This window comes from Clostridium sp. NkU-1 (assembly GCA_001312405.1).
Genome location: BBDR01000019.1, coordinates 35,023 through 49,743, shown reverse-complemented (window position 1 = coordinate 49,743; position 14,721 = coordinate 35,023). Strand labels below are relative to the sequence as shown.

At 45.4% G+C, this 14,721-nt stretch carries 11 protein-coding genes and 2 pseudogenes; all 13 read left to right on the top strand.

All coding sequences use genetic code 11. The features are described 5' to 3' along the window. The first annotated feature begins 175 nt into the window (after nucleotides 1-175). The 13 genes and pseudogenes from JCM10519_RS21155 to JCM10519_RS21090 all read left to right on the top strand — a co-directional run bounded on the left by JCM10519_RS21155 (nucleotide 176) and on the right by JCM10519_RS21090 (nucleotide 14,514). On the top strand, nucleotides 176-412 hold the full coding sequence (locus tag JCM10519_RS21155; protein ID WP_054741646.1) for a hypothetical protein: 237 nt from the start codon (nucleotides 176-178) through the stop codon (nucleotides 410-412). Between the two features lie 121 nt (nucleotides 413-533). Next, a complete protein-coding gene (locus JCM10519_RS21150; RefSeq protein ID WP_054741644.1) occupies nucleotides 534-1,301 on the top strand; it encodes a DeoR family transcriptional regulator in 768 nt (255 codons plus the stop codon). A gap of 73 nt (nucleotides 1,302-1,374) precedes the next feature. Continuing rightward, complete coding sequence (gene proC / locus JCM10519_RS21145) at nucleotides 1,375-2,160, top strand: pyrroline-5-carboxylate reductase (protein WP_054741642.1); 786 nt, start codon at nucleotides 1,375-1,377, stop codon at nucleotides 2,158-2,160. Nucleotides 2,161-2,272: 112 nt separating this feature from the next. Continuing rightward, nucleotides 2,273-2,820 (top strand): annotated as a pseudogene (locus tag JCM10519_RS21140) (NUDIX hydrolase). 99 nt (nucleotides 2,821-2,919) lie between these two features. Continuing rightward, nucleotides 2,920-3,522 (top strand): stage II sporulation protein M, encoded by a 603-nt coding sequence (locus JCM10519_RS21135; protein ID WP_347845047.1) that lies wholly within the window; start codon nucleotides 2,920-2,922, stop codon nucleotides 3,520-3,522. 219 nt (nucleotides 3,523-3,741) lie between these two features. Next, nucleotides 3,742-4,628 (top strand): annotated as a pseudogene (locus JCM10519_RS21130) (site-specific tyrosine recombinase). A 45-nt stretch (nucleotides 4,629-4,673) separates the two neighbouring features. Further along, nucleotides 4,674-5,198 (top strand): adenine phosphoribosyltransferase, encoded by a 525-nt coding sequence (locus tag JCM10519_RS21125; RefSeq protein WP_054741638.1) that lies wholly within the window; start codon nucleotides 4,674-4,676, stop codon nucleotides 5,196-5,198. 287 nt (nucleotides 5,199-5,485) lie between these two features. Further along, nucleotides 5,486-6,724 carry an FAD-dependent oxidoreductase gene (locus JCM10519_RS21120; protein WP_054741636.1) on the top strand — a complete coding sequence of 413 codons (1,239 nt, stop codon included), beginning with the start codon at nucleotides 5,486-5,488 and terminating at the stop codon, nucleotides 6,722-6,724. A 673-nt stretch (nucleotides 6,725-7,397) separates the two neighbouring features. After that, a complete protein-coding gene (locus JCM10519_RS21110; RefSeq protein WP_347845046.1) occupies nucleotides 7,398-8,603 on the top strand; it encodes a YibE/F family protein in 1,206 nt (401 codons plus the stop codon). A gap of 116 nt (nucleotides 8,604-8,719) precedes the next feature. Further along, the gene (locus tag JCM10519_RS21105; protein WP_054741630.1) at nucleotides 8,720-11,746 is read left to right on the top strand and encodes a lamin tail domain-containing protein; all 3,027 of its coding nucleotides are present in this window, start codon (nucleotides 8,720-8,722) and stop codon (nucleotides 11,744-11,746) included. 80 nt (nucleotides 11,747-11,826) lie between these two features. Beyond that, entirely contained in the window at nucleotides 11,827-12,078 is a 252-nt protein-coding gene (locus JCM10519_RS21100) for a hypothetical protein (RefSeq protein ID WP_054741627.1), read from the top strand. Next, complete coding sequence (locus JCM10519_RS21095; RefSeq protein WP_054741625.1) at nucleotides 12,035-12,976, top strand: hypothetical protein; 942 nt, start codon at nucleotides 12,035-12,037, stop codon at nucleotides 12,974-12,976. The genes JCM10519_RS21100 and JCM10519_RS21095 overlap by 44 nt, the downstream gene beginning before the upstream one ends. Beyond that, nucleotides 12,877-14,514 (top strand): hypothetical protein, encoded by a 1,638-nt coding sequence (locus JCM10519_RS21090; RefSeq protein ID WP_347845045.1) that lies wholly within the window; start codon nucleotides 12,877-12,879, stop codon nucleotides 14,512-14,514. Before JCM10519_RS21095 ends, JCM10519_RS21090 begins: the two co-directional genes overlap by 100 nt. The last annotated feature ends 207 nt before the right edge of the window (nucleotides 14,515-14,721 follow it).

Genomic DNA, 14,721 nt, shown 5'->3' with positions numbered 1-14,721 from the left:
CAATCTGCTGGTTCCATTGGGAATCCTTTACTCTGGTTTTTCTTCAGCTTTGATAGGTCCAGATGTCACTTATATTGTGAACAATCTATTTATTATCGTTATTCTTACGGTTTTGTTAAAAAGAAGAAGACCGAAACTATAAAATTTTATCTGTTATGCTGTCTTTCTTTTTACAATGTGTAATGATAAGCAAATCAGTCTGCCTGCGGGAGTCAATCCCATCCTGGGAGCCCTGGCGTGCTGTGTTGGCTCCCTGTTCTTCAGCTACTTTAATGACAGCTATTTCTGGGTGGTAAACCGGACTCTGGGAGTTGGGGAAGTAAAGGATCAGATTGCCACCTATTCCATCACTTCCACCATAGCACGGGCTGTGGGATTTGTTGAAGTTTTGATATTGAGTATTTTCCTGTGATCATTTATGATATACATAGGGGAATTTGTACGAAAAAACAGATGCCCTGCCTCCGGAGCTTCCGGCGGCAGGGATTTTTATGCTGAAACAGGTACAGGCTCCATAACAGGAGGAATAGGTCATGATGATGGCAGAAAGGCAGATTAAAATTCTGAACATGATACAGGAGGATGGAAGCGTCCAGGCCCAGGAACTGGCAACAAAGCTTAACGTCAGTCCTATGACCATCCGCAGGGATTTGGAAAGGCTGCAAAAAGAGGGGCTGATCGAACGCTGCCACGGAGGAGCGGTAAGCAAGACCGAGGTTGCCTATGCGGATAAAAGCGTGAAAAATCATGGACAGAAGGAGCTGATCGCAGTAAAATGCGTGGAATTCATCAGGGAAGGGACTACCGTATATCTGGATGCCGGAACAACCACCTATGAGATCGCAAAACGGATCATGGATAAGGAAAACATGACGGTCATTACCAATGACCTGGAGATCGCCCTTCTCATGAAGAACAGCAGGGCAGAGCTGATCCTGTGCGGGGGTTATGTCCAGAAGTCCACTGGAAGTACCTTAGGCTATTACACCACCCAGATGATAGAGGATTTCCGGTTTGATACGGGATTTTTCGGGGCTGCCGCCATAAGCGGGGATTTCCATGTGCTGACGCCCACCACTGATAAGGCATTTTTAAAGCGCCAGCTTGTAAAGCAGTGCCAGCAGTCCTTTCTGGCAGTGGATGATTCCAAATTCAACCGGCAGGGGATGAACCGGATCAACTGCCTGGCCGATTATACCGGGATCATAACGGATCATGAATTTAAAGAGCAGGAAAAGGCTGCCCTTCGGAAGACGGGGGTCCGGATCATTTCCGTCAATCAGGAAGAATCCAATGATTGACATTTGAAAAAAATGGTGTTAGAATGATGCTGATTAATTGCTGATTTCAAAACATAAGCGGGAGGAAGAGATTATGGCGAAAATAGGAATCATCGGAATCGGAAATATGGGTTTTGCAATATTAAAAGGATTATTAAAGACTTATGGGAAGGAAGACATCATTTTTACTGATGTGAATAAAGAACGGTGCGCACAGATCAGTTCAGAAATGGGAGTGGCCCATGCAGAAAGCAATGCCGGATGTGCTGCCCAGGCAAAATACTTGGTACTGGCCGTGAAACCTCAGTATTTTGCCCCGGTGCTGTCTGATATCCGCAATGAGGTAACAGAAGACCATGTGATCATTTCCATTGCGCCCGGGATCACAACAGCCCAGCTAAAGGAAAAGCTGGGTCAAGAAAAACGGGTGGTCCGCGCCATGCCAAATACCCCGGCCCTCCTTGGGGAAGGAATGACAGGAGTCTGCTACGATGAGAAGGTTTTTTCCCAGGAGGAGAAGGAGACAATCAGTGATATTTTCCGTTCTCTGGGAAGGATGCGGATCGTAGAAGAGCGGCTTATGAACGCGGTGGTCTGTGCCAGCGGAAGCTCCCCTGCCTATGTTTACATGTTTATCGAGGCTTTGGCAGACGGGGCGGTAAAGTATGGCCTTCCAAGGGATGCCGCCTATGAGATGGCGGCTCAGACAGTTCTTGGCAGCGCCAGGATGGTCCTGGAGACAGGGGAGCATCCTGGAGCCTTAAAGGATAAGGTGTGCTCGCCGGGAGGCACCACCATTGAGGGAGTATCCGCCCTGGAGGAATTTGGATTCCGCAATGCGGTCATAAAGGCAGCGGATGCCTGCTTTAAAAAAATGTGAGGAATTATAATAGAATGAACGTAGAGAGCGAAGATGAGCTCTCCCGTCAACGCGAAGGTTGAATGCAGATCATGGACTGCAGGTTCATGATACTGGACATGGAGGTAAGACAATGGAACAGAAGCCTGTAAAACGACTTGACAGGGAATTAAAGCATGAGGGACATATTATAAAAGTATATGAGGACAGGTAGATGCTAACGGCCATCTGGCCCACTGGGATTTCATCCACCATAACGGAGCCGCGGCAGTGGTCCCTGTAACAAAAAGCGGGAAGCTTCTCATGGTGCGCCAGTACCGCAATGCTTTGGACCGGTATACCTTGGAGATCCCGGCCGGAGCCCTTGACAGCCCCGATGAGCCAAAGCTTGACTGCGCCCACAGGGAGCTGGAAGAGGAGACAGGCTATAAGACGGATAAGGAAAAGATGGAGTATCTGATCAGCGTCAACACAACGGTTGCATTCTGCGATGAAGCCATTGATATTTTTGTTGCAAGGGAATTAGAGCCTTCCAAACAGAACTTAGATGAAGACGAATACATCGAGGTGGAGGAATGGGAGTTGAGGGACTTGGAACAAAAGATATACCGGGGAGAGATTACCGACGGTAAGACCATTGCTGCAATCATGGCCTATGGGAGAAAGTACGGCGTAAAATAGGGAAAAGCTGTAAAACAGCAGTCCCGGCCCGTTGTCTTTCCAAGAATAAATGTCCCTTTGCAGGCATAAGGTTGAAAAAAAGACGTAAGGGGATTTTTAATGGCCGGATTGTTTCGTTCGTTTCGTTACCGCTTGAGAAGAAGACCGGGACCAGGGGGAATGTACACTTCCCTGGAGCGGAACCTAAGGGCAGAGGACCGCTATCTCATTTGCTTTTTTGCCGGGCTTATTGCCGGTACGGTCATGGCAAACTTCTGGTATCCGTCCTTTGTGGAGGAAGCCGTATATTACCTGGGCCTTTTGGACAGAAATGTGAATCTGGACAAAGGGGAGCGGGTGCAGCTTTTTTATCAGGTGTTAAGACAGCGGGGGATCGAGGTATGGATCGCATGGCTCATGGGCCTGACTGCTTATGCGCTTCCTTTGTATTGCCTGCTGACGGCAGGAATCGGTTTTTCCATGGGATTTGTCCTTTCCGTTATAACGGTCCAAAAGGGGCTTATGGGGCTTCCCGTATTTCTTATGACAGTCACGCCTCAGGGCCTGTGTTATATTCCTCTTTGGTGTATCCTTCTTTTGTGGGCCATGCAAAATGGACGGCGTTTCCGGATCCCGGCCTTTTTGCTGCTTTTGTTCCTGGCTGCTCTTGGGAGCGCCTGCGAGGCCTGGATCAACCCGATTTTCTTAAAAATGGTCCTTTAAAGAGAACATATTAAAAAAAAATACAATATTTATTTCCCCATATCTTGCGAAAAAAAAGTCAATCATTACCAATATCTTGTACATATTATGTAAAGTAACCCTAAAATGTCTTTATGGCAGGAAAAATGTGTTTGATTTTATCGAAAATAGTCTATATAATGTTAGGAAGAAGCCTTATTTTAAGGCATTTTTGAAGCCGAAAGGTCAGGGGATATGGAGATGGTAGCAGAGATCAATCATTTTATCATTTATTTGAGAGAGATAAAAAAAACATCAAAAAACACAGAGGTATCTTATCAGAGGGATTTGATGCAGCTGGCTTCTTTTTTGGGGAAGCAGGGAATCACAGAGGTGGACAAGGTGACAAAGACCAGTCTTAATTCCTATATCCTGCATCTTGAGAAAGAAGGGAAGGCTACTACTACCATTTCACGTTGTCTGGCTTCCATGAAGCATTCTTTCATTACCAGTGCAGGGAAGGGAGAATCCAGAAGGACCCGGCAGAGCTTTTAAAGGCGCCAAAGGTGGAAAAAAAGGCACCTACCATATTAACGGTGGATGAAGTGAACAGCTTATTAAGCCAGCCTGGCGGCGAGAATCCGAAGGAGCTTCGGGACCGTGCCATGCTGGAACTGCTTTACGCCACCGGAATCCGTGTGTCGGAACTGATTCATCTAAAAAAAACCGATATAAACCTGTCCATTGGATATATTACCTGCAAGGATGAACACAAGGAACGTATGGTTCCTTTTGGAAAGGTGGCCAAGCTGGCCCTTTCGGCTTATATGGAACGGGGCCGGGAATACTTGCTGAGGGGCCAGGAATCAGAGTGGCTTTTCACCAACTGCAACGGGAAATCCATGAGCCGCCAGGGATTTTGGAAGATTATAAAGTTCTATGGGGATAAGGCAGGGATCAAGGCTGACATTACACCTCACACCCTTCGCCACTCCTTTGCGGCACATCTGCTCCGCAACGGAGCGGATATTCATGCGGTACAAGCCATGCTTGGCCATTCTGATATGGCTACGACACAGATGTATATGAATTATACTCAGGGAGAAAACTTACGCCGCGCCTACACGGGCGCCCATCCAAGAGGATAAGGGAGTATCCATGGGATACAGACTATGACAATACGAGGTATGACAATGAAAAGATTAGAAGACTATGTCACAAGCATTCCTGATTTTCCGGAGGAAGGAATCATTTTCAGGGATGTGACCACCATTCTGGAGGATCCGGACGGGCTTTGCCTGGCAGTGGATGGCATAAGGGATATGTTAAAAGGAGTGGAATATGATTCAGTAGTGGGACCGGAATCAAGAGGCTTTATCTTTGGCGTTCCGGTGGCCTATGCAGAGCATAAGAGCTTTATTCCGGTGAGAAAGAAAGGCAAGCTTCCAAGGGAAGTCCTGTCTGCCGATTACGAGCTGGAATATGGCACTGCAACTGTTGAGATCCACAAGGATTCCATCAGACCAGGGCAGAAAGTGGTCATCATAGATGATTTGATCGCTACAGGCGGCACCATTGAAGCCATCATAAAGCTGATTGAAGAGCTTGGCGGCGAAGTGGTGAAAATCTGCTTTATCATGGAGCTTGCAGGATTAAATGGCAGGGAAAAGCTTGCAGGATATGATGTGGAAGCCATGATTACTTACGAAGGAAAATAATTATTAAAACAGAGAATCCGGGATAGCGGTGTTTGGAGATATTCTTCCGCCCATATCCTCCGGATTCTTTTTTTATTTATGGAAATGGAAAACAACCATAATTCGATATATTTTTGACGAAATTTATTTTTTTCTGTACATAAAAGCTGGCTATTGATTTTATTATTTTGAGTGTGATATGATGTGAAAAATAAAAATAAAACTGTATACAATATGCAAATATAGAATTATTGAGAGATAAAATACTTCAGTAAATCATGTCACAGAAAAAGAGAGGAAGATAAATTATGGCTGTTCACGTAATTGATGAAGCAAACAGATGCTTAAACTGTAAGAAGCCCCTGTGCCGGCAGGGCTGTCCCGTCCATACCCCTATCCCCCAGATGATCACGGCCTTTAAAGAAGGCGGTTTAAATAAAGCAGGAGAAATGTTGTTTGAAAACAATCCCATGTCCCTGGTTTGTTCCCTTGTATGCAATCATGAAAGTCAGTGCGAAGGCCATTGCATACTGGGCAGAAAGGGGCAGCCGGTGCATATCAGCAGCATAGAAAATTATATCTCTGATACCATTTTTAACAAGATGAAGGTGGAGTTAAAGCCGAAAAACGGGAAGAAGGTGGCAGTAATCGGCGCAGGTCCGGCCGGGATCACCATTGCCTTTCTTTTGACCAAGGAAGGCTACAGCGTGACAATTTTCGATGCCAAGGATAAGGTGGGAGGCGTTCTCCAGTACGGGATACCGGAGTTCCGGCTTCCAAAGACCATTTTAGAGCGCTACAAAAAGAAGCTTCTGGAAATCGGGGTGAAGATCCGCCCCAATACGGCCATTGGAACAGCCCTGGAAATCAAGGATCTGATCCGTGACGGCTATCAGAGCATCTTTATCGGAACCGGAGTCTGGAGGCCGAAAACCCTGGGCGTAAAAGGGGAATCCCTGGGAAATGTCCATTATGCCATCGATTATCTTGCTAATCCCGATGCCTATGATCTGGGAGAGACGGTTGCCATCATTGGCGTTGGGAATTCTGCCATGGATGTGGCAAGGACCGTGATCCGCCACGGAGCCAGGAAGGTGACCCTTTATGCCAGAGGTTTATCCAGCAATGCCAGCGATCACGAAACAGCCTATGCAAAGCTTGACGGGGCTGACTTCCAGTTTGGGAAACAGATCGTGGAGATTACGGATGATGGTCCGGTGTTTGAAAATATCCGGTATGATGGGGAAGGAAACCAGATCGGAATTGATGAAGACCGGGAACAGATTTTTGCAGATTCCACCATCATTTCCATCAGCCAGGGGCCGAAGAGCAAGCTGGTGAATACCACCAAGGGCTTGCTGGCCAGCCAGAACGGGCTTTTGATGACAGATGAAAAAGGCCAGACAACCATTCCGGGCATATTTGCTTCCGGAGATGTGGTTCTGGGAGCAAGAACCGTAGTAGAAGCAGTTGCCTATTCAAAGACAGTGGCTCTGGCCATGGATGAATATATGAAATCCAAAGAAGAGAGTCAGACTGGACTTTAATCGCCTTCTAAACTTTCAGGCGCTGCTGTTTCTCCTGGTAGTGGCAGCAGGCGTTGTACTGAGAAAGAAGGGGATCCTTCCCTGCAACATCATTAATTCATTTTTTATTGAGTTTAATCTAAATATCTTAAATGCTGTTAAAAGCACGGCTGTAACAGCCTCAGAATCTGCTGTCTTTGCAGGTCAGAAAAGTCTTATATTTACAGACTTTCTGGCCTGCTTTTTTTTGTATGGCGATTTTCCATGAACTGCCTGGTATGCAGGCGTGACCACGGCAGCTTTAACTTCAGGAAAAAAACTTCCAATGACATAATGATCTGGGTCCAAAACCGCATAAATTATATTATTGGAGGTTAATCCATATGGATATTAACCGTTTATCACATTCAAAATGGGAATGTAAGTACCACATAGTATTTATACCAATCATTTTTATTCATAAGTAGTACTTAAGTGATTAATAACGCAATATAATAATATAGAATGTTATATTCTGTTTTTTAACAAGTTTAACGCTTCCAAAGCAGCATTTGCGAATGGTTTTGTACATGCCATCGCCTTCACGGGTTCTGCAGTGTGTAACATTGCAGCTTAAGTATAATAAAAATAAACAGGACGAAGGGCGCAGTTCATAACCACATTGATGCCTTTCGCAGAAAGGAGTACTTTAAAAATGAAAAATAAGAAAACATTCTGCGTAAAACTTTTAGCCACATTCCTTTTCTGCGTGGTATTTATAACAATTCTCATATGGATCAATAAACCGCTGCCAGGAGAAGTACCAACAGCGGCAAGCCAGTTAAGATTTGCCAAGGCACATGTGACTAAACTCATCAGTGACGAGGCGAAAGCAGAAGAGTGGACAGAGGGGCTGCGCATAGGAGTGCAGGAAGTCTATATACAGATAGACAGCGGTGAGGACAGAGGTAAGATATTGCCGGCAGTCAATTATATGAGTGTATACAATAATGTGGACTTAAAAGCAGGTACGAAGGTAATCGTCAGAATGGATATAGATGCCAATGGGCTTTCATACATAGCATCCATATCCAATTATAACAGGGGTCCGGCATTGCTTGGACTGACGGTGGTATTTGTGCTGTCTTTAGCTGTATTCGGAGGAAGAAAAGGGATAGCCGCTATACTGGGGCTTGCATTTACTATTGTGGGTATCTGGTTTTTGCTCATCCCCATGATCAGGCATGGCATCAATCCGATCTTGTCATCCATTGTCATAGCAGCCGTAACCACAGCAGTTTCACTGGTACTGTTAAATGGCTTATCCATGAAAACGTTCTGTGCAACCATTGGGTGCGTGGGCGGCGTAGCCATAGCAGGGGCCGCCGCAGCTCTCACGGCACTCGCTACGCCGATAAACGGTTTTAATATGTCGGAGGCGGAAGAATTAATTCTCCGTACAGGTGGGACAAGCCTGAATATCAGCGGATTACTTATCAGTGCCGTACTCATAGCAGCACTTGGCGCAGTTATGGATGTGGCTATGACTATTACGTCTGCAGTATTTGAGGTGCATCAGTTGAATCCGGAACTAAACAGACAAAAGCTGATTCAGTCGGGTATTAATATAGGCAGGGATGCCATGGGTACTATGGCTAACACGCTGATATTGGCATTTGCTGGTTCGGCACTTAATATGCTGGTACTGTTCAGAATCTTTAATTATCCATATTTGCAGATATTTAACAGTGACATGATGGCGCTGGAGATTATACAGGGTATCTCAGGTACTATAGGTATTGTAATGACTGTGCCATTGGTAGCATTTTTAAGCGCGTTTATGTGCAGCAGGACAAATGCGGAGGAAAGAGTGGTCATGCAGGTTGATGAAGAACATAAAAAGCATAGAAAAAAACAGTGACGATTTTCACATATTTTACTTTGAAAGTATATCTGATTTTGGTGATTTTTCCAGTTGGTAATAATAAGATTTAATTAAGTGATACCATCAAAAATGGAAGGAGAAAAAAAGAAATTATGAACTCAAGGAAGCTGTTAAGTCTGTTTCTGTCAGTCGCCATGTGCCTGAATATGTCAGTCGTACCTGGTTTTGCGATTGAGGCAGACTTTAACCCGCCAAAGATGTATGAGGCAGAACGTTCCAGCAGGGGAGGGGATAGAGCCAGCCCCAGTGAGGCGGACAAGGACACGGATGCAGACATTCCCGGAAAGATGGAAGAAGATACGGGCGATACGGGAGATAAGGGAGATACAGGCAATAAGGGAGATGCAGGCAATAAGGAAGATACGGCCAATATGGGCGATGCGAAAGAGGAAGCCAGTGTTACGGATATGGAAGAAGATAAGCCCGAACTCAGAGACAGCGGTCTGGCATACCACGTAGTGATCAGCCAGGTATACGGTGGCGGAGGCAATAGCGGCGCTGTATATAAGAGCGATTTTATTGAACTGTACAACCCCACGGATGAAGATGTGAGCCTGGATGGGTGGTCAGTGCAGTGGCTGGCTAAGAAATCGTTCAGCACCTATGACGGCAAGGACTTAACGAAACTTTCAGGTACGATCAAAGCTGGCGGTTACTATCTGATAAAGGAAGCAGATGGGGAGAATAAAGATAATGCGCCAGAACTTCCGGAACCCGACGCTGTAGGTAATATCGCAATGGCTGCAAAAGAAGGGGCAGCGGCATTGTCTAAGAGCAGTGAGAAGCTGACAAGTAAAGTTGATGAGAATTTCGTTGACCTGGTAGGAATTAACAACACAGCTCAGGAGTATGAGACCAAACCCACTGATGCAATGTCAAATTCCACCGCCGCTATCCGCAGGGACCCGTCAGTGGATACGGACAATAACTACGCCGATTTTAAGATCGGAAAGCCTGAGGCGCACAACAGTTCCTATGAGGAAGGCGGCGGAACTGAGCCGGAAGAAACGAAATGCAAGATGCCTGCTGCATCGCCGTCAGCCGGACTGGTACTGAAAGGTACGCAGCTTACATTCTCTACGGCAACATCAGATGCTGAGATAGAGTATAATACGGAGTCTAAGACTGCCGAAGAATGGATAACATATTCAAACAATGACAAGCTGGTGATTGATGAGCCGGTTACATACTATGTGCGTGCAGTTAAGGAAGGGCTGGAGAAGAGTGAAATCGCTGAGTTCTCCTATACAGTCCGTGAAGCCGGTGAAGTGATGACGATTAAAGACGTGCTGGCGCTGGGACAGAACACGAAAGATGTGACTGTTACAGGGGAATTGTCATATCTGGCCACTACATACGGAAATCCGGTGCTCCAGTCCGAGATAGATGGCAGCCAGTACAGTATCTATATTTATGGAGCGGCGCCGGATGACGCCAGGATCGGTGATATACTGGAAATCACGGGAGATTACCAGATCCGCTATGGTATGCCTCAGATAACATCCTCGAAAGATAAAGCAAAGGTCGCTGCTAAGCAGGATGAGGCATCGATACAGCCTGTGAAGTATACCATCAATCAGATAAAAGCCATGGCAAATACCGCTGATATAGAGAAAAGCGGACTTATTAACAGAGTTGTACTGATAGAGGATGTCAAACTTGGCAAGCTCAATACATCAGCCAGTACACCTGTAACTGATGCAACCGGTACGATTAATATTTATCAGGCAGCTCCGTATCCGGAAGGCGTCGAAGAAGGAGAAACAGTGGATCTGACTGCCATGATAGGCAGATTTAACCAGACGATTCAGCTATACACCGGTACAGAAGAGAAAAATGGTTTTCCAGTCTATTTTGTGAAAAATGACACCAAACCACCGGTCATTACCTTAGGCACCTATATTGATGCAAGGCCGGACCAGGAATATCCTATATCCGTCCAGGTCAGGGACAATGTGGGCGTGGCAAGTGTGGAGGTTCTTTTCGGTCCCTCAGAGGGGGCGCTTGGCAAGTCACTGTCCATGACATTTAATCGGGATACGAACAACTATGAGGCTGTTATTCCGGCAGAAAATTTTGCTAAGGGTCAGCAGGCCTTATACATAAAATTCAAAGCAAAAGATAAAACGGGTCTCGAAGCAGAGAGTGGAATTGTTCCTATCGTTATCAATGACAAGCCGCAGGTACTGGCGGTTACTCCTGATAGGAATAAAGCAACAGGAGACGTGAAAGCGCCTGAAATTTCCATCAGACTGACTAATACCGGAAATAACCCATCGGTGAGCCTCACTCTCAATAAGGCAGATGGCACTGCCATTTATACAGGCCAGGCTATGAATCTCAAAGAGACAGCCGCTGACAGCGCAACCTATGCTTTTTCACCCAAGGTGCTGGAAGACGGCAATTATAACGCACAGGTGACGGTTATTCGGGAAGACAAAGTGTCTCATACCGAGAATTGGAAATTTACCATAGGCAAGTCCTCTTTTTCCGCGTATTTCGGACAGCTTCATGGACACACGAATTATTCGGATGGTTCCGGGTCTGTCAAAGATGGTCTTAATTATCTTGCCAGTATACCGGAAGAAGACAATGTGCAATTTGTATCCTTTACAGATCATTCCAACTATTTTGATACAAAAGATGCACCCAATCCAAAAGAGGCACTTAATGACCCGGCTCTTATGACACCTGCCAGCAGGGCGATATGGGAGGAATACAGGGAGCAGACCGCAGCGTTTAACGAAACCAGTTCCAGAAAAGCGTTATCCGGTTTCGAGATGACCTGGTCCGGCGGGCCCGGCCACATCAACACATTTGGCTCATCAGGACTGGTAAGCCGAAATAATACCACGCTCAATGACAAGAAAAATGATGCAGGCATGAAGGCATACTATGACATTCTGACTGCGAATCCAGACCCGTTGGCGAATCTTTCACAGTTCAACCACCCGGGCAAGACCTTTGGTACATTTTCAGATTTTGCATACTATACACCGGCCAGAGACGCTAAAATGGTCTTAGTAGAAGTAGGCAATGGCGAAGGATCCATCGGTTCAGGCGGATATTTCCCAAGCTACAATGAATATACGAAAGCACTGGATAAGGCTGGCATTTAGCGCCCGCCAATAATCAGGATAACCATAAAGGGCGTTGGGGCAATGCCAATACGGCCAGGACAGTCGTCCTCACAGATGATTTGTCAGAGACAGGGATTTTAAATGCAATTAAAGACATGCGTGTATACGCCACAGAAGATAAGAACTTAAATATTATGTATACTTTAAATGATGAGCTTATGGGAAGTATCCTGGATGTGTCAGATGATGTGAAAACGCTGAATATTTCTGTAAGCGTAGATGATCCGGATCCGTCCGATGTTATTAAAAGTGTAGAAGTGGTGACAAATGGCGGCGCAATCGCAGCAAAAAAAAGAAGGCACTGGAAATAGCGGAGAGTTCACATTTGAGCTTCCTGCAAAGAAAGGATATTATTACATACGTGTGACTCAGGCGGATAAAAATATCGCCGTAACAGCTCCTGTATGGTATGGTTCCGCTGCAAAGGCAGGCATATCTTCCTTCACTTGTGATACAGAAGTACCAGTGACAGGAGAACCGGTGAAGTTTACAGTCTCAGCTTTCAATAATGAAGAATCAGATGCCACACTTACCAGGCTGACATTTAAAGCTGGTGATAAGGTCCTTGAAAGCGAAGATCTGAACGTGAGTTTGAAGTCATTTGGAACTTACACTGTAAACAAACAGTTTATGCTTGATAAAGTAGGAGTAAATGAAATAGAAGTCACTGCCCAAATGGAACTGGAAGGAGAAAAAAAGACATTCAGCTTTGCTCTGGAAATAGAAGTACGTGACAGCTCGAAGATGAAATATTTTGCTATAGACGCCAGTCACTATAATGAATATGTGAATGGAAACTATAAGGACAGTATGGGGAATTTCACCACCTTAGCGGGGGATTACAATATCAGAACGGTCACGCTTAACACCAGCCAGGAACTGATAGCCGCTTTAAAGGACGACAAATATGTTGGACTTTTGTTAAATGCGCCTTCCAGACGTGATGGTACGAAGCTGCGGGAGGATTATAAGAACTATACAGAGGATGAGCTGGAGGCAGTCAGAGATTTTGCTGAAAAGGGCGGCAAGACGATTATGGTCTGTGCTGGAGCGATACCTATGAGGCATATGATGGTTTCAAAGGTGATGAGTCTAAGGCAGAGGATCATATGTCGGCTCAGCAGAACAAGATTCTGGAAACTCTTGGAAGTGCATTCCGTTTTGCCGATGATGAGTTACAGTGCGATTCCAGCAATGACGGCAGAGTAATTGGTATCCTGGGCACCGATTATAATAAGCGGAACCCATATATGGCCGGAGTGGATACAGGGCTTAAATTTAATACCTATGGCAATGCGGATATTTATGCAATGGATAAAGATGGAAATCCAGTCAGTGACAGCGCAATGCTTCCTTCAGGTGCAGCAGTTCTGGTATACGCACCGAAAGATACGAAAAGCCTGGATAAAGACGGCGTAGGATTATCAGGAGACGCATTGACGAAATTAGATGGCAAATTTGTATTGGCAGCTACTCAGGAGCTTTACTTCAGCGATGGTGAATCATCTACACTATATTTATCGGGATGTTCGACCATGAGCAATTTCCAGCTGACATTTGACAGCGCGGCCACCAATGATTACAGCAACTACCAGATTATGCAGAATTTGTTAGATAAGACGAATCAACTGCAGATCACTCCTATTAAGGAAGTGCAGGCGGCCGGTGAGGGCGAGCGGTTTGTAATCGAAGGAATAGCTACATCAAACGCTTCCGGTTATGATAAAGAGACTGCCTTCTTCGATAGCATCTATATGCAGGATAAGACTGGCGGAATTAATCTTTTCCCTGTTTCCGGCGATATAAGAGCGGGCCAGACCATCAGGGTATTTGGAAAAACTTCTTCTTATCAGGGAGAGAGACAGCTGGCAGTAGAAAAGATTATGGTAACTGATACGAATATAAGGGAACTTCCAGAGCCTGTTAAGGAAACTACGAAAGAAGCATATGAGGGCAAAAACCTGGGCAGTTTAGTCACTGTAAGCGGCAAGGTTATTTCCATTGATGCACCAAATGACCTGGTAGAAACGATTATGCTGCAGGATCAGTCAGGTAAGCCTGCAAGAATATTTATCGACGGATATATTACAAAGGATAAGGTGATAAAGGATCTGGAAATCGGTGCATATATGTCTGCAGTAGGACTTTCATCCAGAACTGTCATAGGTGACTCTGTGGATTCTGTAGCACGTATACGAGTTCGCGACAGAGACGATGTGAAGCTTACAGAAGAACCAGACAATCCTGAAAAACCAGAAATTCCCGAAAAACCAGAAATTCCTGAAAAACCGGAAATCCCCGAAAAACCAGACCGTCCAAACGGCTCAGACAGAGATAGAGATTCCGGCAGCACGTTTACAAAGTACTATGTAAACTGGAAACAGAATGCCAGAGGCTGGCAGGCTGTTAAAAAAGATGGAACATATGCGAAAAATGAATGGTATCAGTGTTTGTTTAATGGCCAGGTATCCTGGTATCGTTTCGACACAGAAGGGTATATGATTTCAGGCTGGTATCTGGATGGAGATGGCAGCTGGTACTACATGAGCGAAAATCATGATGGCTCATTCGGCGCTATGGTTAGCGGATGGAAATGGATCAACGGAAAATGTTACTACTTAAATCCGGATATTCATGCAACGCAATACAAATATGGCGCAATGCTTAAGAGTGCCGTCACCCCAGACGGATACACTGTCAATGAAAATGGAGAGTGGATCGTGGATGGATTAGTACAAATCAGGTAATACAAATGGTCCCTGCTAAAAGCACGGCTGTAACTGCCTGAGAACTTGTTGTTTTTGCAGGTCAGAAATGTCTTATATTTGCAGACTTTCTGACCTGCCTTTTTGTAATATGGGAGTGATAAAGCAGAGGCAGTGATTGCTTATAGTGGATCAAAATCCGGATAAAACAGATATGTTAGTAATGGAAAAAGATATTGGAACAGATTG

Bases quoted from the DNA above. Each gene is read 5' to 3' on its own strand.
- JCM10519_RS21095 (WP_054741625.1), top strand. From the start codon at position 12,035: ATGGCGGCGCAATCGCAGCAAAAAAAAGAAGGCACTGGAAATAGCGGA.
- proC (WP_054741642.1), top strand. From the start codon at position 1,375: ATGGCGAAAATAGGAATCATCGGAATCGGAAATATGGGTTTTGCAATA.
- JCM10519_RS21125 (WP_054741638.1), top strand. From the start codon at position 4,674: ATGAAAAGATTAGAAGACTATGTCACAAGCATTCCTGATTTTCCGGAG.
- JCM10519_RS21105 (WP_054741630.1), top strand. From the start codon at position 8,720: ATGAACTCAAGGAAGCTGTTAAGTCTGTTTCTGTCAGTCGCCATGTGC.
- JCM10519_RS21150 (WP_054741644.1), top strand. From the start codon at position 534: ATGATGATGGCAGAAAGGCAGATTAAAATTCTGAACATGATACAGGAG.
- JCM10519_RS21090 (WP_347845045.1), top strand. From the start codon at position 12,877: ATGTCGGCTCAGCAGAACAAGATTCTGGAAACTCTTGGAAGTGCATTC.
- JCM10519_RS21155 (WP_054741646.1), top strand. From the start codon at position 176: ATGTGTAATGATAAGCAAATCAGTCTGCCTGCGGGAGTCAATCCCATC.
- JCM10519_RS21135 (WP_347845047.1), top strand. From the start codon at position 2,920: ATGGCCGGATTGTTTCGTTCGTTTCGTTACCGCTTGAGAAGAAGACCG.
- JCM10519_RS21110 (WP_347845046.1), top strand. From the start codon at position 7,398: ATGAAAAATAAGAAAACATTCTGCGTAAAACTTTTAGCCACATTCCTT.
- JCM10519_RS21120 (WP_054741636.1), top strand. From the start codon at position 5,486: ATGGCTGTTCACGTAATTGATGAAGCAAACAGATGCTTAAACTGTAAG.